The sequence below is a fragment of the Cellulomonas fimi genome (assembly GCF_028583725.1).
Classification (GTDB): domain Bacteria; phylum Actinomycetota; class Actinomycetes; order Actinomycetales; family Cellulomonadaceae; genus Cellulomonas; species Cellulomonas fimi_B.
Map to the genome: position 1 here is coordinate 2,326,644 of NZ_CP110680.1, position 20,846 is coordinate 2,347,489.

Consider the following 20,846-nt stretch of genomic DNA (forward strand, 5'->3'; position numbering starts at 1 on the left):
TCGGTCAGGGCTTCGCCGACGCGTGTGGTGACGTCTTTCTGCGAGGCGACCGCGCGGGTTGAGGCGGCGTTGAGACGCAATGGCCTGTTATCATGGACCATGCGCGCGTCGGAAGCCCTGGAGCGTCATCTCGCCCGGCTCGCCGACCCCGGAGCGCCGGCCTCGCGCTCCTTGCTCCGCCAGCGCCGGTGGGCGCTGCGCCACGCGCTGACCGCCGCCGCGCTCGCACGGCTGCACGGCCCCGCCCCGCTCCCCCAGGACGTCGCCGCCACGGAGCAGGACGACCTCGACCGTGCCATGCACGGCGTCGCGGCCGGCGACCTCGTGGACCCCGCGTTCCTCGCGTGGTACCTCCCCTGGGCCGCGGACGGCGCGCTCACCGACCCCGCCCGCCCGTCGGCCGGCCGGTCCCCCGCCGCTGCCCGGGCCCGTGTCGCCGCCCTCCGCGCGCTCGCCGCCGACCTCGACCTCCCGGCACCCGGCCACACCCACGGCACACCCGAGCTCCGCACCGTCATCGCGCGGCGACCCGTCGAGGACCTGCTGCGCGCCTTCGCAGGCCACCGCCCGCGGCCGACCGCGACGCGCGCCCGCCTGCTCGCGATGCTCGCCGTCATGGACCTCGACCCCGTCGGCCCGACCGCTCTCGCCGCAATGGACGTGCGTGACCTGTCGCCCGACGTCACGACGCTGCGCGCGCCGAGCGACGGCCGTCCGCTCGCCCTGAGCCCCGCCGGCACCGCGGCGCTGCGCGCGTGGCTGTCGGTCCGTGAGGAGCTGGTCGCCCACCTCGACGGCGGCGCCGTGCACGCCCTGTGGGTGTCGGCGCACGGCCTGCGCGACGCCGACGGCACCGCGCGACCGCCCGGGCTCCCGCTGCGGACGCGCGGGATCGAGCGCGCCTACGCCCGTGGCGTGCGCGCCCTGCGCCGTCACCTCGCGGCGTACCCGGAGCGTGTGCCGCACTCGCTCCTGCCCGAGCACGCGCCGCCCGGCACGGTGCCGCCGCTCGACCTCCCGCCCTCGCTCGAGCTGCTCCGCCGGTCCCTCCTCGCGGCCGGCCACGGGCCTGCGCGAGAGGTGCCGCCCGACGGCCCGGAGCCGGGCTGACGGGCATCCCGTCACCCTCCCGCCGAGGACGTCATGACCGACGACGCCAGGCGCCGCCGCCCGATCCGCCCCGCCGCGCTCCCGCCGGCCGCCAGGGCCACGGCGCGCGCGAGCCGGGACGGCTACCGTGACCGCATGGGCCCCCTGCACACGTACGCGATCGACGTGACCTGGACCGGTGCCGGGACGCGCGGCACCGCGAGCTACACGTCCTACAGCCGCGACCACGAGGTCCAGATCGGCTCGAAGCCGCCGCTCCCCGGGTCGTCCGACCCGGCCTTCCGCGGCGACCCTGCGCGGTACTCGCCGGAGGAGCTCTTCGTCGCGTCGATCGCGCAGTGCCACATGCTCTGGTTCCTCCACCTGGCCGCGGTCGCGGGCGTCGTCGTCGTCGCCTACCGCGACGAGGCGGTCGGCACCATGCGCGTCGAGGCCGCCGGGCACGGCCAGTTCACCGAGGTTGTCCTGCGACCGCGCGTGACGGTCGCCCACGGCCGCCACCTCCCCGACGGCTCACCGGTGACCGACGACGTGCTGGGGCGCCTCCACCACGCGACGCGCGAGCACTGCTTCATCGCGCGCTCGGTGAACTTCCCGGTCCGCCACGAGCCCACGACGGTCCGGTTCGCCCCGGGCAGCCAGGCCCCGGCCCCGGCGCCGACACCCGCGACCTGAGCGCGGCCGCCGGTCACCCGTCGGGACTCCCGGGCACGTCAGGCGTCGGCGCAGTCGGTCACGCGCTGGCGCGCTCGCGCTCCGGGTCCACCTCCGCCTCGAGCACCTCGGCGAGGAAGCGTCCCGTGTGGCTCGCCGCGACACCCGCGACGTGCTCGGGCGTGCCCTCCGCCACGACGGTCCCGCCGCCGCTGCCGCCCTCCGGACCCATGTCGACGATCCAGTCGGCGTTCTTGATGACGTCGAGGTTGTGCTCGATGACGATCACGCTGTTGCCCTTGTCGACGAGCGACTGCAGGACGCCGAGGAGCTTGCGGATGTCCTCGAAGTGCAGACCGGTGGTCGGCTCGTCGAGCACGTAGATCGTCCGGCCCGTCGACCGGCGCTGGAGCTCGGCGGCGAGCTTGACGCGCTGCGCCTCACCACCCGAGAGCGTGGGCGCCGGCTGGCCGAGCCGCACGTACCCGAGACCGACGTCCACGAGCGTTCGCAGATGGCGGGAGATCGCCGGCACGGCGGCGAAGAACTCCGCGGCCTCCTCGATCGGCATGGCGAGCACGTCGGCGACGGTCTTGCCCTTGAAGTGCACCTCGAGCGTCTCGCGGTTGTAGCGGGCGCCGTGGCAGACCTCGCAGGGGACGTAGACGTCCGGCAGGAAGTTCATCTCGATCTTCAGCGTGCCGTCGCCGGAGCACGCCTCGCAGCGCCCGCCCTTGACGTTGAACGAGAAGCGGCCGGGCGTGTAACCGCGCACCTTGGCCTCGGTCGTCTCGGCGAACAGCCGCCGCACGTGGTCCCACACCCCCGTGTACGTCGCAGGGTTGGAGCGCGGCGTGCGACCGATCGGCCCCTGGTCGACGTGCACGACCTTGTCGAGGTGCTCGAGGCCCGTCACCCGCTTGTGGCGACCCGCGACCTGACGCGCGCCGTTGAGCTCGTTCGCGAGCACGGTGTAGAGGATCGAGTTCACGAGCGTCGACTTGCCCGAGCCGGACACGCCCGTGACGGCCGTCAGCGTGCCCAGGGGGAAGGACACGTCGATCCCCTGCAGGTTGTGCTCACGGGCGCCGACCACGGTGAGCTGGCGGTCACGGTCGACCTTGCGCCGCTCGACGGGCATGGGGATCGACCGCCGGCCCGCGAGGTACGCGCCGGTCACGGACTCCTTGGCCTTGAGCAGGCCGGTGAAGTCGCCCGAGTGCACGACGCGACCGCCGTGCTCGCCCGCCCCGGGGCCGATGTCGACGATCCAGTCGGCCGTGCGGATCGTGTCCTCGTCGTGCTCGACGACGATCAGCGTGTTCCCCAGGTCACGCAGGCGCGTGAGCGTGTCGATCAGCCGCCGGTTGTCGCGCTGGTGCAGCCCGATGCTCGGCTCGTCGAGGACGTAGAGCACGCCCACGAGGCCGGAGCCGATCTGCGTCGCGAGCCGGATGCGCTGGGCCTCGCCGCCGGACAGCGTCGCGGCGGGACGGGTCAGCGACAGGTAGTCGAGCCCGACGTCGAGGAGGAAGCCGAGCCGCGCCTGGATCTCCTTGAGGACCTGCGCGGCGATGGCGCGCTCACGCTCGCCCAGCTCCAGGCCGTCGAGGAAGGTCCGCGCCTCCCGGATCGGCAGGGAGCAGACGTCGGCGATCGACTTGCCGCCCACGCGGACAGCCAGCACCTCGGGCTTGAGGCGCGCACCCTTGCAGACCGGGCACGGGACCTCGCGCATGAAGGCCTCGTACTTCTCCTTGCTCCAGTCCGACTCGGTCTCGGAGTGGCGCCGCTCGAGGAACGTCACGACGCCCTCGAAGCCCGTCGAGTACGACCGCTCGCGACCCCAGCGGTTCTTGTAGCGGACCTTCACCTCGTGGTTCTGGCCGTACAGGACCGCGTCCTTGGCGCGCTTCGGCAGCGCGCGCCACGGCACGCTCGTCGAGAAGCCCATGTCCTGCGCGAGCGCGCCCAGCACACGCGCGAAGTACTCGCTCGAGATCTGCGCCCACGGCGCGACCGCGCCCTCGTCGAGCGACAGGTCCTCGTCCGGGACGATGAGCTCCGGGTCGACCTCGAGCCGGGAGCCGATCCCGGTGCACTCGGGGCACGCGCCGTAGGGCGCGTTGAACGAGAAGGTCCGCGGCTCGATCTCGTCGAGCGCGAGCACGTGGTCGTTCGGGCAGGCACGGTTCTCGGAGAACCGCCGCTCGCGGTGCGGGTCGTCCGCGTCGGCGTCGACCAGCTCGACGACCAGGAGGCCGCCGGCCAGGCCGAGCGCGGTCTCGACGGAGTCCGTCAGCCGTCGCTGCACGCCCTCGCGCGAGACGAGACGGTCGACGACGACCTCGATGTCGTGCTTGAGCTTCTTCTCGAGCGTCGGCGGGTCGGTCAGCTGGACGACCTCGCCGTCGACACGCGCACGCGCGAAGCCCTTGCCCTGCAGCTCCTTGAACAGGTCGGCGTACTCGCCCTTGCGACCGCGGACGACCGGCGCGAGCACCTGGTAGCGCGTGCCCTCGGGGAGCTCGAGCAGCCGGTCGACGATCTGCTGGGGCGTCTGCGCGGTCACGCGCTCGCCGCACTCCGGGCAGTACTGCGTGCCCGCGCGCGCGAACAGCAGGCGCAGGTAGTCGTACACCTCGGTGATCGTGCCGACCGTCGACCGCGGGTTGCGGTTGGTCGACTTCTGGTCGATCGACACCGCGGGCGACAGGCCCTCGATGAAGTCGACGTCGGGCTTGTCCATCTGCCCGAGGAACTGCCGCGCGTACGCGGACAGCGACTCGACGTAGCGCCGCTGCCCCTCCGCGAAGATGGTGTCGAAGGCCAGCGAGGACTTCCCCGAGCCCGACAGACCCGTGAACACGATGAGCTTGTCGCGCGGGAGGTCGAGGTCGACGTTACGGAGGTTGTGCTCGCGGGCGCCCTGCACCACCAGACGATCGTTCACGGCGGGCAGTCTACGTCGGACCACCGACACGTCGCACACGTGTTCGACCCCGGCGAACACGCGCAGGCCCCCGGCGGCGGGCACGATGAGCCCATGACGTACACCGGCGACGTGCGCCCCGGCGGCCCGAGCGACGTCCGCGTCCTCGACGAGGTCGAGATCCGCAAGGTCAGCGTCGGCCCCATGGACAACGCCGCCTACCTGGTCACCTGCCGCCGTCAGCACGCCCAGCTGCTGGTCGACGCGGCCGACGAGCCGGACCGCCTGCTCGCCCTCGTCCGGGAGGGATCGGGCGCCGCGCGGCTCGACACGGTCGTGACGACGCACGGGCACCCGGACCACCACCGGGCCCTCGCGTCCGTCGTCGCCGTGACGGGCGCCACGGTCGCCGCGGGCGCCGACGACGCCGCTGCGGTCACCGACGCCACCGGAGTCCCGGTCGACCGCGCGCTGCGGGACGGCGACGTCGTCCTCGTCGGCCACGTCACGCTCGAGGTCGTCGCGCTGCGCGGGCACACCGACGGGTCGGTCGCGCTCGTCTACCGCGAGCCCGAGCACGTCGGCGAGCCGGGCGCGGTGGCCGGCCGCGCGCACGTCTTCACGGGCGACTCGCTGTTCCCCGGCGGCGTCGGCAGCACGGGCGGCGACGCGGTGCGGTTCGACCGGCTGCTGACTGACGTCGTCGAGCGGCTCTTCGACCGGTTCGGCGACGACACGTGGGTCTACCCCGGCCACGGCCGCGACACGACGCTGGGCGCCGAACGGCCGCACGTCGACGAGTGGCGCGCACGCGGCTGGTGACGCGCTACCGCACGGCGACGGCGCGGGCGGGAGTCGACCGGCTCATCCGTCCAGCGGCCCGAGCACCGAGGTCGCGACGGTCGCGTGCGCCGACTCGTCGTCGGAGGGGTGGAAGATCCCGGCGAGCACGTCCCGGTAGAGACGCGCGAGCTCGCTGCCCGTGAAGTAGGAGCCGCCTCCGGACACACGGATCGCGAGGTCGACGACCGCGCGCGCGGTCTCGGTGGCCCGGACCTTGAGCCCGACGAGCTGCGCGAACCACCGCGCGCCGTGGTCGACCTGCTCGTCGACGTCGCGCGCGAGCGCGAACACCTGGAGCTCCGCACCGTCCTGCGCGAGCGCCGCGTCGGCGACCTTCCACCGGATGTCCGGGTCCTGCGAGTACGCGCGACCCTCGAACTTCATCGACGTGCGTCGGCGGGTCGCCGCGACGCCGAGCTCGAGCGCGCGACGGCCGATCCCCGTGTACACGGCGGCGAGCAGGACCTCGAACACCGCGAACAGCGCGAAGATGAACGGGTCGGCGCTGGGTCCCGGCGGCAGCCGCCGGTAGACGCGGTCGGCCGGCGCGTACGCCCCGTCGAGCACCGTGGTCGCCGACTGCGTGGCGCGCATGCCGAGCGTGTCCCAGTCGTCCTTCGCGGTCGCCCCGCCCTCCTCGCGCGCCACGACGCCGTGCACCAGACGCGGGTCGTCGGGGTCGGTGTCGTCGCGCCCGAAGGTCGCCAGCCGCGTCCACACCGGGGACAGCGACGTGAAGATCTTGGTGCCGAAGAACCGGTAGCCGCCGTCCGGATCACGCTCGGCCCGCGTCCGGGAGCCGAACATCACGAGGTCGTTGCCCGCCTCCGAGTTGCCGAACGCGAACACCTCCCCCGCTGCCGCGTCGGTCAGCACGAACTCGAAGGCCGTGTCGCCGCGCTCGACGAGGAGGGCGGCGAGCCCGGTCACGACGAGGTGCATGTTGACCGCGAGGGCTGTCGCGGGGGCCGCGCCCGCGAGACGTGCCTGCTCCCGGGCGACCTCCTCCAGCGTGAGCCCGGCGCCGCCGAGCCGCTCGGGCACGAACGCCCGGAGGTAGCCCGCGGCGCGGAGGTCGTCGAGGTCGTCGTGCGGGAACGTGTTGTCGCGGTCGTGCCCGGGGGCCCGCTCCCGGATCCGGTCGAGCAGGTCGTCGGTGAGGAGCGTGCGCAGCGTGCGAGGCATGCGGCCACTCTGCCACCGTGCCGCCCGTGCACCGGTCGCGCGGCGGCCGGTCGGGCAGGATGAGCGCATGCCGACCTACGCCGTGACCTACACCTACGACGAGCGCACCGACGTGCGCGACCGCGTCCGCCCCGAGCACCGCGACTACCTGCGGTCCCTCGCCGACGACGGCCTCCTCCTCGGCTCGGGGCCGTTCACGGAGGGCGAGCCGGGTGCGCTGCTCGTGTTCCGGGCCGACGACCGGGCCGCGCTCGACGCGCTGCTCGACGCCGACCCGTTCGCCCGCGAGGGGATCGTCGCGGCGACGGCCGTGCGGACGTGGGACGTCGTCATCGGACCGTGGAGCGCGTCGTGACGCACGCGCGTCGCCGCGCGCACGACGCCCCGGTCCCCACCGTGGGGGGCCGGGGCGTCGGCGTGGGACTCAGGCGCCGGTAACGGCGCGGGCGTCCTTGCGCGTCTTGATCAGGCTCGCGACGGTCGCGACGGCGAGGGTGCCGAGGATCACGGTGAGCGACAACCAGATCGGGATCTCCGGCGCCCACTCGACGGGCTCGCCGCCGTTGATGAACGGCAGCTCGTTCACGTGCAGCGCGTGCAGGACGAGCTTCACGCCGATGAAGCCGAGGATCACCGCGAGGCCCTGCGACAGGTAGACGAGCCGCTCGAGCAGGCCGCCGATGAGGAAGTAGAGCTGGCGCAGGCCGAGCAGCGCGAACGCGTTGGCCGTGAAGACGATGTACGGCTCCTGCGTCAGGCCGTAGATCGCGGGGATCGAGTCGAGCGCGAACAGGATGTCGGTCGAGCCGATCGCGACCATGACGACGAGCATCGGCGTGAAGAACCGCTTGCCGTCGATCCGCGTGGTGAGCCGGTCGCCGTGGTACTCGTCCGTCGTCGGGACGACGCGCTTGAACCAACGGACCGCGAGGCCGTCGCCGACCTTCTCGTCCTCCGGGTGGTCCGGGTCGTGGTGCTCGCGGGCCAGCTTCACCGCGGTGTACACGAGGAACGCGCCGAAGATGTAGAAGACCCAGGAGAACTGCTCGATCGCGGCGGCACCGGCCAGGATGAAGAGCGTGCGCAGGACGAGCGCGATCGCGACGCCGACCAGCAGCACCTTCTGCTGGTACTCACGGGGCACCGCGAACTTCGTCATGATGATGAGGAAGACGAAGAGGTTGTCGACCGACAGGCTCTTCTCGGTGATGTAGCCGGCGAAGTACTCGGAGCCGTGGTCCCAGCCCCAGACGATGCCGAGCCCGATCCCGAACAGGATCGCGAGCACGATGTAGAAGACCGACCAGCGCACCGACTCTTGGAAAGAGGGGGCGTGCGGGGTCCGCACGTGCGCGAAGAAGTCGAAGATGATGAGGCCCACCACGGCGACAGCGGTGACAGCCCACACCCAGCCAGCAACGTCCATCAGGACAACCTCCGGTACGGGAACGACGTCGGGTACCGAAGGTCTCCCCCACCCGTTGCTCCGGGCCGAGCGCCCCGGGGACCATCGGGTCCCGTGCTGACGACACGCTCGCTCGTGGGGTACTCCCCTTCAGGCTGTCAGCGTAGGTGACGAAAGTCCTACGGTCATCACGGGAGGCCGGATGTGCCCAGCGTCACATGCGTACGCATGGACCAGGCACGCCCACCGGCCGCCGTGACGCCGGCCGTCAGGCCGTCGCCGCCTGCATCTGCCGCAGCTCCTTCTTCAGGCCCGAGATCTCGTCGCGCAGCCGCGCCGCGAGCTCGAACTGCAGCTCCCCCGCGGCCGCGTGCATCTGCTCGGTCAGCTCCTGGATGAGGCCCGCGAGCTCGCCGGCCGCCGCACCCGTGAGGCGCGTGCGCTCGTCGCGCGGCGCACCCTTCGACCCGAAGCCCGGGACCGGCGCCTTGCCGCGGCTCGCCTGACGGCCCGCACCGCCCAGCAGCTCGGCGGTGTCGGCGTCCTCGCGCGCGAGCAGGTCGGTGATGTCGCCGATCTTCTTGCGCAGCGGCTGCGGGTCGATGCCGCGCTCGGTGTTGTACGCGATCTGCTTCTCGCGTCGACGGTTCGTCTCGTCGATCGCGAGCGTCATCGCAGGCGTCATCTTGTCCGCGTACATGTGCACCTGGCCGGACACGTTGCGGGCCGCGCGGCCGATCGTCTGGATGAGCGACTTCCCGGACCGCAGGAAGCCCTCCTTGTCGGCGTCGAGGATCGCGACGAGCGACACCTCGGGCAGGTCGAGACCCTCGCGCAGCAGGTTGATGCCGACGAGCACGTCGTACTCGCCGAGCCGCAGCTCGCGCAACAGCTCGACACGCCGCAGGGTGTCGACCTCCGAGTGCAGGTAGCGGACCCGCACCCCCTTCTCGAGGAAGTAGTCGGTGAGGTCCTCGGCCATCTTCTTGGTGAGCGTCGTGACGAGGACGCGCTCGTCCTTCTCGACGCGGTCGTGGATCTCGCCCAGCAGGTCGTCGATCTGGCCCTTCGTGGGCTTGATGACGACCTCGGGGTCGACGAGCCCGGTCGGCCGGATGATCTGCTCGACGACGCCGTCGGACATCGACAGCTCGTAGTCGCCGGGCGTCGCGGACAGGTACACCGTCTGACCGATCCGCTCGACGAACTCCTCCCACCGCAGCGGCCGGTTGTCCGTCGCGCTCGGCAGCCGGAAGCCGTGCTCGACGAGCGCGCGCTTGCGGGACATGTCGCCCTCGAACATCGCCCCGATCTGCGGGACGGTGACGTGCGACTCGTCGATGACGAGCAGGAAGTCCTCGGGGAAGAAGTCGAGGAGCGTGTTCGGCGCCGTGCCGGCGGACCGTCCGTCGATGTGCCGCGAGTAGTTCTCGATGCCCGAGCACGAGCCGATCTGGCGCATCATCTCGATGTCGTACGTCGTGCGCATGCGCAGCCGCTGGGCCTCGAGCAGCTTGTTCTGGCTCTCCAGCTCCGCGAGGCGCTGCTCGAGCTCGAGCTCGATCCCGCGGATCGCGCGCTCCATGCGCTCCGGCCCGGCGACGTAGTGGGTGGCCGGGAAGATCATCATCTGGTCCTCGCCGCGGACCACGTCGCCGGTGAGCGGGTGCAGCGTCGCGATCGCCTCGATCTCGTCGCCGAAGAACTCGATGCGGACCGCGAGCTCCTCGTACATGGGGATGATCTCGACGGTGTCGCCACGCACCCGGAACGTGCCGCGCGTGAACGCGAGGTCGTTGCGCGTGTACTGCATCTGGACGAACTGCCGGAGCAGCTGGTCGCGGTCGATCTGCTGCCCGACCTGCAACGTGACCATGCGGTCGACGTACTCCTGCGGCGTGCCCAGGCCGTAGATGCACGACACCGAGGCGACCACCACGACGTCCCGGCGGGTGAGCAGCGAGCTCGTCGCCGAGTGCCGCAGGCGCTCGACCTCGTCGTTGATCGACGAGTCCTTCTCGATGTAGGTGTCCGTCTGCGCGATGTACGCCTCGGGCTGGTAGTAGTCGTAGTACGAGACGAAGTACTCGACGGCGTTGTTCGGCAGCAGCTCGCGGAACTCGGTCGCGAGCTGCGCGGCGAGCGTCTTGTTCGGCGCCATCACGAGCGTGGGCCGCTGCACCTGCTCGATGAGCCAGGCCGTCGTCGCCGACTTGCCGGTGCCGGTCGCGCCGAGCAGCACGACGTCCTTCTCGCCCGCGTTGACACGCTGGGCGAGCTCGGCGATCGCCTGCGGCTGGTCGCCCGACGGCTGGAACTCGGACACCACGCGGAAGGGCGCGACGGTCCGCTGGAGCTCGGTGACGGGACGCATGCCTCCACGGTACGGGCCACCACCGACACTCGCCGCGCCCCTCCTCCACGGGCGAACAGCCGCCCGGGACGTGGCCCGGCGTCAGGCCTCCGCGCCCGCCGTCACCCGCACGTCGTGGGCGACCCGGGCCGCGGTGCTCACCACGGCCGCGACCGCGCGTGCCGACTCCTCGACCGGCAGGCCCGCGCCGTCACCCGTCTCACGGGGGTCGCGCGGCACGTGCACGAAGCCACCGCGCACGCCGTCGCGGCCGGCGAGCAGGTGCGCGAGCGCGTAGAAGGTCGCGTTGCACACGTACGTGCCCGCGGTGTTCGACACCTCCACCGGCACGCCGATCCCGGCGACGGCGGCGGCGCACGCCTTGACGGGCAGCGACGAGAAGAACGCCGCCGGCGCCCCGGCGATCACGGGCACGTCCACCGGCGCGGAGCCGTCGGCGTCGGGGATCCGCGCGTCGATGACGTTGACCGCGACGCGCTCGAGCCCGACCGCACCGCGGCCGCCGGCCTCGCCGACGCACACCACCACGTCCGGCGACAGCTCCGCGACCGCGGCGCGCAGCTCCTGGCGGGCGCGGCGGAACGACACGGGCAGGCGGCGCACCACGAGCTCCACGTCGGCCTCGTCCCACGTGTCCCGCACGAGCGCGACCGCGTCCCACGACGCGTTGACGGGGTGGCCGTCGAACGGCTCGAACCCCGTGAGGAGGACCCGCGTCACGGTGTCTCGGCCGCGATCTCGTCGGCGCGCTCGACGGCGAGCCGGTCCCACAGGTCGTCGACCTGCGTCCGCAGGTCGTCGTCGCTGCCCGTGCCGTCGAGCACGACGTCGGCCACGGCGAGGCGCTCGTCGTCGCTCGCCTGGGCGGCGACGCGCTTCTCGGCGTCGTCGCGCGACATACCCCGCAGCCGGACGAGCCGCTCGACCCGCAGCACGGCCGGGGCGTGCACGACGACGAGGACGTGGAACGCGTCCGCCTGGCCCGTCTCGACGAGCAGCGGGATGTCGTGCACGACGACGGCCCCGTGGTCGACCACGGCGGCGGCGGCCTCCCGCTCGGCGGCGAGCCGCCGCACGACCGGGTGCACGATCCCGTCGAGGCGCCGGCGCGCGTCCGCGTCGGCGAACACGATCGACGCGAGCGCGGGCCGGTCGAGCGAACCGTCGGCGGCCAGGACCCCGTCGCCGAACTCCGCGACCACCGCGTCGAGGCCGACGCTCCCGGGCGCGACGGCCTCGCGTGCCAGCTCGTCGGAGTCGATCACCACCGCGCCGAGCTCGCGCAGCCGTCGTGCGGCCACGGACTTGCCGGCCGCGATGCCTCCGGTCAACCCGATGCGTTGCATGCGCCCCATCCTGCCGGACGGGCCCCGGGTACGCCGACGGGCCGGCCACCCGCAGGTGACCGGCCCGTCGAAGGACTCACCGGGGACGCGCCCCGGCCGAGATCAGTTGCCCGTGAGCTTCTCGCGCAGCGCGGCGAGCGCCTCGTCGGACGCGAGGGTGCCGGTGGCCTCCTCGGTGGACGACGAGTACGTCGACGGGACCGCGCCGCCGCCCGTGCTCTCGCCCGACGTCGCAGCCTCCGCGTCGGCCTTCGCGGCCTCGGCGACCTGCTTGCGGTGCGCCTCCCAGCGCTCGTGCGCGGCCGCGTACTGGGCCTCCCACGTCTCGCGCTGCGACTCGAAGCCCTCGAGCCACTCGTTGGTGGTCGGGTCGAAGCCCTCGGGGTACTTGTAGTTGCCCTGCTCGTCGTACTCGGCCGCCATGCCGTACAGCGCGGGGTCGAAGTCCTCCGAGGCCGGGTCGAAGCCCTCGTTGGCCTGCTTGAGCGACAGCGAGATGCGGCGACGCTCGAGGTCGATGTCGATGACCTTCACGAAGACGTCGTCGCCGACCTGGACGACCTGCTCCGGGATCTCGACGTGGCGCACGGCCAGCTCCGAGATGTGGACCAGGCCCTCGATGCCGTCCTCGACGCGCACGAACGCACCGAACGGGACGAGCTTCGTGACCTTGCCGGGGACGACCTGGCCGATGGCGTGCGTCCGGGCGAACGCCTGCCACGGGTCCTCCTGCGTCGCCTTGAGCGACAGCGAGACCCGCTCGCGGTCGAAGTCGACGTCCAGGACCTCGACCGTGACCTCCTGGCCGACCTCGACGACCTCGGACGGGTGGTCGATGTGCTTCCAGGACAGCTCGGAGACGTGCACGAGCCCGTCGACGCCGCCGAGGTCCACGAACGCACCGAAGTTGACGATCGAGGAGACGACGCCGGGGCGCACCTGGCCCTTCTGCAGCGTCTGCAGGAAGGTGGAGCGGACCTCGGACTGCGTCTGCTCGAGCCAGGCACGGCGCGACAGGACGACGTTGTTGCGGTTCTTGTCGAGCTCGATGATCTTGGCCTCGATCTCCTTGCCGACGTACGGCTGGAGGTCGCGGACACGACGCATCTCGACGAGCGAGGCGGGGAGGAAGCCGCGCAGACCGATGTCGAGGATGAGGCCACCCTTGACGACCTCGATGACGGTGCCGGTGACGACGCCGTCCTCCTCCTTGATCTTCTCGATCGTGCCCCACGCGCGCTCGTACTGCGCCCGCTTCTTGGACAGGATCAGCCGGCCTTCCTTGTCCTCCTTCTGGAGGACCAGGGCCTCGACCTCGTCGCCGACCTTGACGACCTCACCGGGGTCCACGTCGTGCTTGATGGACAGCTCGCGGGAGGGGATGACGCCCTCGGTCTTGTAGCCGATGTCGAGCAGGACCTCGTCGCGGTCGACCTTGACGATGGTGCCCTCGACGATGTCGCCATCGTTGAAGTACTTGATGGTGGCGTCGATGGCGGCGAGGAAGTCCTCGGCCGAACCGATGTCGTTGACCGCGACCTGCGGGGTGGCGGGCTTCGCGGGGGTGGAGATGCTCATGTAGGGATGGGCTCCGTTGCGGACAGGAAGTTGTGCGGACAGGATGTCGGTGCTGGTCACCGGCCCCGCGAGGGGCGATCTCCACCGCCGGGACGGGATCCCGGGGCAGGAGGTCGGACCTGGAGGAAGGCGCGCGGCACCGCCGTCCACCCTATCGGGGTGTCTGCGGGCAGGTCAAAGCGGGTCCGGGCCCACGACCAGGGCGTCGCGGGCCGGCCCCGTGACCGTCAGGCGAGCGCCCGCGCGACCGCCAGCAGCTCGTCGGGCACGCGCTTGACCTTGCCGGCGACCTCGCTCAGCGGCACGAGCTCGACGCACTCCCCGTGCAGCGCGGTCATCACGTCCGTCTTCCCCTGCGAGATCGCGTCGATCGCCGCGACGCCGAAGCGCGACCCGAGGATCCGGTCGGTCGGCGACGGCGTGCCGCCGCGCTGCACGTGCCCCAGGACGGTGACGCGCGTGTCGAACCCGGTGCGCTGCTCGATCTCGACCTTGAGCCGCTCGCCGATCGCGCCGGCGACGATCTCGCCGAACTTGCCCACCTGGGTCTCGTAGCTCATCGACGTGCCTTCCGCGGGCACCGCGCCCTCGGCGACGACGATGATCGAGAAGCTCGCGTGCGCGCGGTGGCGGTGCTTGAGGAAGCGCTCGATCTTGTCGATGTCGAACGGTGCCTCGGGCGCGAGCACGATCTCGGCGCCGCCGGCGATGCCCGCGGTCGTCGCGATCCAGCCCGCGTCGCGGCCCATGACCTCGACGATCATCACGCGGTTGTGCGACTCCGCGGTGGTGTGGATCCGGTCGACCGCCTCGGTCGCGATGTTCACGGCCGTGTCGAAGCCGATCGAGCGGTCGGTCGCCCACACGTCGTTGTCGATCGTCTTGGGGACGCCGACGATCTTCACGCCGGCCTCGGCGATCTTGCTCGCGGCGTGCAGCGTCCCGTCGCCGCCGATGCAGATGAGGGCCTCGATGCGCTCGGCCTCGAGCGTCGCGAGCACCGCGTCCATCCCGCCGCCGTTGCGGTGCGGGTGGAACCGGGCGGTGCCGAGCAGCGTGCCGCCGACGGGCAGGACGTTGCGGATGTGGCTGCGGGTCAGCGGGATCGACAGACCGTCGACCACGCCCTTCCAGCCGTTGCGAAACCCGATGATCGAGTGCCCGTACTGACCCTCGCCGTGCTTGACGACGGCGCGGATCGCCGCGTTGAGCCCGGGGACGTCGCCGCCTCCGGTGAGCAGACCGACTCGCACGCAGAACTCCTAACAGCACGACGGGGGTGGGGGACGACGTCAGCGCTCCGTCGGGTTGACGCGCAGCCAGCCTAGCCGTGACCAGCGCGACGACCTGCGCCTTCGGTCCCACGCCCGCCTCGCGCGCCGACGCTAGGTCCCCACCGAGACCCGGAACGGCTCGACCCGGCCGTCGGCGTGCTCGATCGTCACGTCACCGAAGGTCAGGTACGGGACGGTCCCGCCCGACCCCCGGTAGAAGCCCGTCGCCCGGGTGACGCGCACCGCGAGCGCGACGAGCGTCGCCGCGGTCGTCTCGTCGACCGAGAGGTCGGGCGTGGTGAAGGCGTCGTGCCCGCGTCGCAGACCCCAGTCGCGCAGCTGCTCGGCGGCGCTGCGGAGTGCCGGGGTGATGGACGGGTTGGCCCACGCCCACCGCCAGGACCCGGGTCCGGGTGCGTACGTCGCGAGGATCTGGACGGGTGCGTGCACGCGCGTGTCGGGGAAGGTCCACGTGATCGTGGCGGTGGTCTGGTCGACGGCCCAGGTGGCGCCCGACCCGAGGCCCCAGCGGTCCCGGTGCGCGGTGGCGAGGCGTTCGATCATGTCCTCGCCCTGGAGGAGCAGGTCGCTGAGCGGGAGGGTGTCGACGGGGTCGGGTTCGTCGGTGGGGCCGGTCGTCCGGCGGCGACGGAAGAGGGGCATGGCGCGGAGTGTGGCACGCCGCGTCGGGCGGCGGGCGTGTCGGGGCCTGCCGGGCGGGGGGTCAGACGCCGAGCTCGAGGGTGCGGCCGGGGATCGCGTCGAGGAGGGTGCGGGTGTAGTCGGTCTGCGGGGAGTCGAAGACGTCGTCGGCGGTGCCCTGCTCGACGATGCGCCCCTTCTCCATGACGCACACGACGTCGGCGATCTGCCGGACGACGGCGAGGTCGTGGCTGATGAAGAGGTAGGACAGCCCGAGCCGGTGCTGGAGGTCGGCGAGCAGGTGCAGGATCTGCGCCTGGACGACGACGTCGAGCGCGGAGACGGCCTCGTCGCACACGACGAGCTCGGGTTCGAGCGCGAGGGCGCGTGCGATCGCGACGCGCTGCCGCTGGCCGCCGGAGAGCTCGCCGGGGTAGCGGCGCAGGAGCTCGGCGGGGAGGGCGACGTCCTCCATGAGCGCGTGGACGCGGTCGCGGCGTTCGGCGGGCGTGCCGGTGCGGTGGGCGCGCAGCGGCTCCTCGATGGTCCGGTAGATGGTGAACAGCGGGTCGAGCGACGCGTAGGGGTCCTGGAAGATCGGCTGTACGCGGCGGCGGAACGCGACCTCGGCGGCGCGGTCGCGTCCGGAGCCGACGTCGACGCCGTCGAACCGGATGGTGCCGGACGTCGGCTCGGTGAGGCCGAGCATCATGCGCGCGACGGTCGACTTGCCGGAGCCGGACTCCCCCACGAGCGCGACGGTCCGTCCGCGCGGGACGGTGAAGCTCACGTCGTCGACGGCCGTGAAGTCGGTGGAGCGGCTGAACAGGCCGCGACCGCGGAGCTTGAAGACCTTGGTCACGTGCTCGACCTCGACGATGGCGTCGGGTCGGGGGCCGGCGTCGACCGCGGCGGGCGCGTCGACGGACGTGGTCGTGGCGCCCTCGCCGAGCGACGGTGCGAGCAGGTCGTCGGCCGCGACCTCGGTGTCGCCGGTCTCCTTGGCGATCGCGATGCGGCGTGACGCGAGCGACGGTGCCGCGGCGATGAGGCGACGCGTGTACTCGTGCTGGGGGTGCTGGAGGATCTGCCGGGCGGGGCCCTTCTCGACGACCTCGCCGCGGTACATGACGACGACGGTGTCGGCCCGCTCGGCGGCGAGGCCGAGGTCGTGCGTGATGAGCAGGACGGCGACGCCGAGGCGGGCGGTGAGGGACGTGAGGCCGTCGAGGATCGTGCGCTGCACGGTGACGTCGAGCGCGGAGGTCGGCTCGTCGGCGACGAGCAGGCGCGGCCGCGCGGACAGGCCCATCGCGATGAGCGCGCGCTGGCGCATGCCGCCGGAGAACTCGTGCGGGTACTGCTGCGCGCGCCGGGCGGCGTCGGGCAGGCCGGCCTCCTCGAGCAGCTCGACGGTGCGCGCCTGCGCGTCGGCGCCACGGGCGACGCCGTTGTCCTCGAGCGCCTCGACGATCTGCGAGCCGACGCGACGCACGGGGTTGAGGTTGGACATCGGGTCCTGCGGCACGAGGCCGATCTGCGCGCCGCGCAGCCGGCCCATCTCCGAGGGGCTCAGCCGCACGACGTCCTGACCGTCGAACAGGATCTCGCCGCCGGTCACCGAGCCGTTGGCCGCGAGCAGGCCGAGCACGGCGGCGGCCGTCGTGGACTTCCCGGAGCCGGACTCCCCGACGACGGCGACCGTCTCGCCGGGGTGGACGTCGAGGTTGACGCCGCGCAGTGCGGTGGTCTCCCCCGCGTCGGTGCGGAACCGCACCTCGAGGTCGCGCACCGAGAGCAGCGGCTCGCCGCCGAACAGACCGGTCATGCCGCTCACCGCTTCCTCGACCGGGGGTCCAGCGCCTCGCGCAGCGCCTCGCCGAACAACGTGAACCCGAGCGCGGTGATCGCGATGCACGCGCCCGGCCACAGGGCCAGCCGCGGGGCGATCTCGAGCTCGTTCTGCGCGGAGGTGAGCATGCGCCCCCACTCCGCGGTGGTCGGCGAGCCGCCGCCCAGGCCCAGGTAGGACAGTGCGGCCGCCTCGATCACGGCGGTCGCGAGCAGCAGCGTCGCCTGCACGATGACGGGCGAGACGCTGTTGGGCAGGACGTGGCTCATCGTGACCGTGCGCTTGCTCAGGCCCAGCGAGCGTGCGGCCAGCACGTAGTCCTGCCCGCGTTGGGCGAACATCGAGCCGCGCAGGAGGCGCGCGAAGATCGGGACCTGGACGACGCCGATGGCGATGACGACGGCCGCGGGCGTCTGGCCCGCGATCGCGGCGATCGACACGGCGAGCAGCAGGCTCGGCACCGCGAGCAGCAGGTCGACGAACCGCATGATGACGTTGTCGGTGGCGCCGCCGAGCCCGCCGGACAGTGCGCCGAGCACGAGGCCGCCGAGCAGGCCGAGGAGCGTCGACAGCACGCCGATGAGCAGGGAGGCGCGCGCGCCCCAGACGAGCTGGGAGAACAGGTCGGCGCCGTACCGGTCGAGCCCCAGGAGGTACTGGTCGGACGGGCCGGGGATGTACGTGGGGCGGACCTCGGCGCGCCCGGGGAGCTCGCCGGCGTCGTACGGCGCGATGAGCGGCGCGAAGATCGCGACGAGGACGAACACCACGACGATCGCGGCGCCCACGATCGCACCGGGGTTGCGGCGCAGGCGTCGGGCGGCGAGCCGCCAGTGCGAGGCGCCGGCGAGGCGTGCCTCGTCGGTCGGGCGGCCCTGGCCGAGGGGCGCGTTGGGGACCTCGTAGACCTCGGGCGCGCTCATCGCGTCGCCCGGGTGCGCGGGTCGATGAAGCCGTAGGAGACGTCGACGACGAGGTTCACGAGTGCGTACACCACCGCGATGATGAGGATGAAGCCCTGCAGGACGGCGTAGTCCAGGTTGAAGATCGCGTTCGCGAGGAAGCTCCCGATGCCCGGAAAGGCGAACACGGTCTCGGTGAGGACGGCCCCCGACAGCAGGAGGCCGACCTGCAGGCCGATGGTCGTGGCGACGGGCAGCATCGCGTTGCGCAGGATGACGCGTCGTCGCAGGCGGTCGGGTCCGAGACCCTTGGCGCGGGCGGTGCGGACGTAGTCCGCGTCCTGCACCTCGATGACGGACGACCGGGTGATGCGGGCGATGATCGCGAGCGGGATGGACCCGAGGGCGATCGCGGGGAGCACGAGGTGCATGAGGGCGTCCCAGCTCGCGTCCCACTCGCGCGTCAGGATCCCGTCGAGGACGTAGAACCCGGTGGGGTGGGTCGCGATCATCGTCGGGTCCTGGCGCCCGGTGGAGGGGAACCAGCCGAGGTTGACCGCGAACGCCCACTTGAGCAGGAACGCGAGGAAGAACACGGGGATGGTCACGCCGACGAGCGACGCGACGACCGTGAGGTGGTCGAGCGGGCGTCCCTGCCGGCGGGCCGCGACGTAGCCGAGCGGGATCGCGACGCCGACGGCGACGATCAGCGCGACGACGGTGAGCTCGATCGTGGCGGGGAACCGGTTGGTGAACTCCTCGAGGACCGGCCGGCCGGTCCGGGTGGAGACGCCGAAGTTGCCCTGGAGGAGCTGGCCGAGCCAGGTGACGTACTGCTGGACGAGCGGCTTGTCGAAGCCGTAGAGCTCGTTGAGCCGCGTGACCGCCTCCGGGGTGGCGCGCTCCCCCAGGAGGGCCGTGGCAGGACCTCCCGGGAGAGCGCGCACCCACAGGAACAGCAGGACCGACAACCCGAGCAGGGTGGGGACGAGCAGCGCGAGGCGCCGCAGGATCAGTCGGGTCATCGAGTGGTGCGGTCTCTCTCAGTCGCCGAGCGTGATCACGTTGTAGACCTCGTCCTGGACCGGCGAGGCCGGGTAGCCCTGGACGTCGTCCTTGAACGCGAGGGACGGCACGGGGTGCGCGAGCGGGACGCCGGGCAGGAACTCCAGGAGCTCGGCGTTGGCCGCCTCGTAGGCGGTCTTCTGCTCGTCGATGTCCGCGACGTACCGGGCGTCGTTGATCGCCTGGAAGATCGCGGGGTTGTCGAAGCCCCACTCGTTCGAGGGTCCGCCGAAGAAGACCCCGATGAAGTTGTAGGTGTCGTTGTAGTCGCCGGTCCAGCCGAGCAGGTGCAGGCCGTGGTCCGGGGTGCCCTGGATCTTGTCCAGGTACTCGGGGTTCCACGGGTCCGGCACGGCGTTGACGGTGATGCCGACGGCCTCGAGGTCCGCCTTGATCGCCGTGAAGACCTGCTCGGGCGTCGGCATGTACGGCCGCGAGACGTTGGTCGGGTAGTTGAAGTCGAGCGTCAGGTTCGACTGGCCGGCCTCGGCGAGCAGCGCCTTCGCCTTGTCCGGGTCGTAGTCGTACGTCTCGACGTCGGCGTTCCAGCCGGAGACCGACGGCGGGACGAAGTTCGTCGCGACCTCGGTGCCCTCCGGGAGCGTCTGCGCGACGAGCGCCTCCTTGTTGATCGCGTGCGCGATCGCCTGCCGGACGCGCAGGTCCGCGAGCTCGGGCTTCGCCTGGTTCATCGCGAGGTACAGGATGTTGAACGGCTCGCGGTTGACGATCTGGAAGCCGTCGGACTCGAGCGCCTCGACGTCCGCGGGCCCGACGAGGTCGTACCCGTCGATGTCGCCCGCCTGCAGCGCCTGCCGACGTGCGGTGGCGTCCGAGATGATCGGGAAGACGATCCGCTTGATCTGGCCCTGCTCGCCCCAGTAGTCCTCGTTCGCGACGAGCACGACCTCCTCGCCCGGGCTCCACGAGTCGAACTTGTAGGGGCCCGTGCCCGTCGGGTGCGCGTTCGCGTACTCGGGCAGGACGGGCGCGTCGCCCTCGCCGGTGACGTTGTCCGCGTCGTACTCCTCGAGCGCCGTGGGCGACTGCATGGAGAACGACGGGAGCGACAGCGCCGAGATGAGCTCCGGGAGCGGGCTCTTGAGGTGGACGACGGCGGTGTTCGCGTCGGGGGCCTCGCAGCTCTCGTACTTGCCGGTGCCGTTGAGGCTCTCGACGTCGCTCGTCGCGAAACCGCCGTTGACCTTCTGCCAGTAGTACGACAGCGACTCGGACTGCAGGACACCGGTGAAGTTGTTCCACCGGTCGAAGTTGAAGCAGACCGCCTCGCCGTCGAAGTCCGTGCCGTCCTGGAACTTCACGTCCTTCTTGAGGTCGAACGTGTACTCCAGGCCGTCCTCGCTGACGTCCCAGGACTCGGCGAGCAGCGGCGCCGGGTCGGCCGTGCCGGGTTCGGTGCCGACGAGACCCTCGAAGATCTGCCGGGCGACGCGGAACGACTCGCCGTCGTTCGCGAAGGCGGGGTCGAGCCCCGCCGGGTCGGACGAGGCGGCGAAGATGAACGTGTCGCGTCCACCGCCGCTCGCGTCGTCGGTCGAGCCTCCGTCGGAGTCACGATCGCTCGCGGCGCACGCCGTGAGGGCGAGCGCACCGACCGTGGAGACGGCCACCAGCTTCCAGGACTTCACCACGACCACCCTTCGTCTACGGGGTACCGGCACGC

The 20,846-nt window shown here is 72.0% G+C and carries 17 protein-coding genes; 4 read left to right on the forward strand and 13 right to left on the reverse strand.

The window, feature by feature from the left end; all coding sequences use genetic code 11:
• The first annotated feature begins 69 nt into the window (after positions 1-69).
• Together OOT42_RS10625 and OOT42_RS10630 are read left to right on the forward strand one after the other, a co-directional pair.
• Positions 70-1,110, forward strand: coding sequence for a hypothetical protein (locus OOT42_RS10625; protein WP_273651190.1), 1,041 nt, complete (start codon positions 70-72; stop codon positions 1,108-1,110).
• 135 nt (positions 1,111-1,245) lie between these two features.
• Complete coding sequence (locus tag OOT42_RS10630; protein ID WP_273651191.1) at positions 1,246-1,785, forward strand: OsmC family protein; 540 nt, start codon at positions 1,246-1,248, stop codon at positions 1,783-1,785.
• 58 nt (positions 1,786-1,843) lie between these two features.
• Here the strand turns inward: OOT42_RS10630 and uvrA are convergent, their stop codons facing one another.
• Complete coding sequence (gene uvrA / locus OOT42_RS10635; RefSeq protein ID WP_273651192.1) at positions 1,844-4,717, reverse strand: excinuclease ABC subunit UvrA; 2,874 nt, start codon at positions 4,715-4,717, stop codon at positions 1,844-1,846.
• A 93-nt stretch (positions 4,718-4,810) separates the two neighbouring features.
• On the opposite strand from uvrA, the gene OOT42_RS10640 reads away from it, so the two are divergent.
• Positions 4,811-5,518, forward strand: coding sequence for an MBL fold metallo-hydrolase (locus tag OOT42_RS10640; protein ID WP_273651193.1), 708 nt, complete (start codon positions 4,811-4,813; stop codon positions 5,516-5,518).
• A gap of 42 nt (positions 5,519-5,560) precedes the next feature.
• On the opposite strand, the gene OOT42_RS10645 is transcribed toward OOT42_RS10640, so the two are convergent.
• The gene (locus OOT42_RS10645) at positions 5,561-6,724 is read right to left on the reverse strand and encodes an acyl-CoA dehydrogenase family protein (protein ID WP_273651194.1); all 1,164 of its coding nucleotides are present in this window, start codon (positions 6,722-6,724) and stop codon (positions 5,561-5,563) included.
• A gap of 67 nt (positions 6,725-6,791) precedes the next feature.
• On the opposite strand from OOT42_RS10645, the gene OOT42_RS10650 reads away from it, so the two are divergent.
• Positions 6,792-7,079 carry a YciI family protein gene (locus OOT42_RS10650; protein WP_273651195.1) on the forward strand — a complete coding sequence of 96 codons (288 nt, stop codon included), beginning with the start codon at positions 6,792-6,794 and terminating at the stop codon, positions 7,077-7,079.
• Positions 7,080-7,148: 69 nt separating this feature from the next.
• Here the strand turns inward: OOT42_RS10650 and OOT42_RS10655 are convergent, their stop codons facing one another.
• From OOT42_RS10655 to OOT42_RS10705, 11 genes are all read right to left on the reverse strand, one after another.
• On the reverse strand, positions 7,149-8,150 hold the full coding sequence (locus OOT42_RS10655) for a TerC family protein (protein WP_273651196.1): 1,002 nt from the start codon (positions 8,148-8,150) through the stop codon (positions 7,149-7,151).
• Between the two features lie 247 nt (positions 8,151-8,397).
• Positions 8,398-10,503 (reverse strand): excinuclease ABC subunit UvrB, encoded by a 2,106-nt coding sequence (gene uvrB, locus OOT42_RS10660; RefSeq protein WP_273651197.1) that lies wholly within the window; start codon positions 10,501-10,503, stop codon positions 8,398-8,400.
• 81 nt (positions 10,504-10,584) lie between these two features.
• Positions 10,585-11,223: a pyroglutamyl-peptidase I gene (gene pcp / locus OOT42_RS10665; RefSeq protein ID WP_273651198.1), complete on the reverse strand. Its 639-nt coding sequence runs from the start codon at positions 11,221-11,223 to the stop codon at positions 10,585-10,587.
• Positions 11,220-11,849 (reverse strand): dephospho-CoA kinase, encoded by a 630-nt coding sequence (coaE, locus tag OOT42_RS10670; protein WP_273651199.1) that lies wholly within the window; start codon positions 11,847-11,849, stop codon positions 11,220-11,222. Before coaE ends, pcp begins: the two co-directional genes overlap by 4 nt.
• A gap of 102 nt (positions 11,850-11,951) precedes the next feature.
• Positions 11,952-13,427 carry a 30S ribosomal protein S1 gene (gene rpsA / locus OOT42_RS10675; protein ID WP_273651200.1) on the reverse strand — a complete coding sequence of 492 codons (1,476 nt, stop codon included), beginning with the start codon at positions 13,425-13,427 and terminating at the stop codon, positions 11,952-11,954.
• Between the two features lie 227 nt (positions 13,428-13,654).
• Positions 13,655-14,680 carry a 6-phosphofructokinase gene (locus tag OOT42_RS10680; RefSeq protein WP_273651201.1) on the reverse strand — a complete coding sequence of 342 codons (1,026 nt, stop codon included), beginning with the start codon at positions 14,678-14,680 and terminating at the stop codon, positions 13,655-13,657.
• 132 nt (positions 14,681-14,812) lie between these two features.
• On the reverse strand, positions 14,813-15,364 hold the full coding sequence (locus tag OOT42_RS10685; protein ID WP_273651202.1) for a DUF6882 domain-containing protein: 552 nt from the start codon (positions 15,362-15,364) through the stop codon (positions 14,813-14,815).
• Between the two features lie 61 nt (positions 15,365-15,425).
• Positions 15,426-17,171 (reverse strand): dipeptide ABC transporter ATP-binding protein, encoded by a 1,746-nt coding sequence (locus OOT42_RS10690; RefSeq protein ID WP_273651203.1) that lies wholly within the window; start codon positions 17,169-17,171, stop codon positions 15,426-15,428.
• Between the two features lie 5 nt (positions 17,172-17,176).
• Entirely contained in the window at positions 17,177-18,118 is a 942-nt protein-coding gene (locus tag OOT42_RS10695) for an ABC transporter permease (RefSeq protein ID WP_273651204.1), read from the reverse strand.
• Positions 18,115-19,122, reverse strand: a complete 1,008-nt coding sequence (locus tag OOT42_RS10700; protein ID WP_273651205.1) for an ABC transporter permease — start codon at positions 19,120-19,122, stop codon at positions 18,115-18,117. The genes OOT42_RS10695 and OOT42_RS10700 overlap by 4 nt, the downstream gene beginning before the upstream one ends.
• An 18-nt stretch (positions 19,123-19,140) precedes the next feature.
• Positions 19,141-20,811: an ABC transporter substrate-binding protein gene (locus tag OOT42_RS10705; protein ID WP_273651206.1), complete on the reverse strand. Its 1,671-nt coding sequence runs from the start codon at positions 20,809-20,811 to the stop codon at positions 19,141-19,143.
• Between the last annotated feature and the right edge of the window lie 35 nt (positions 20,812-20,846).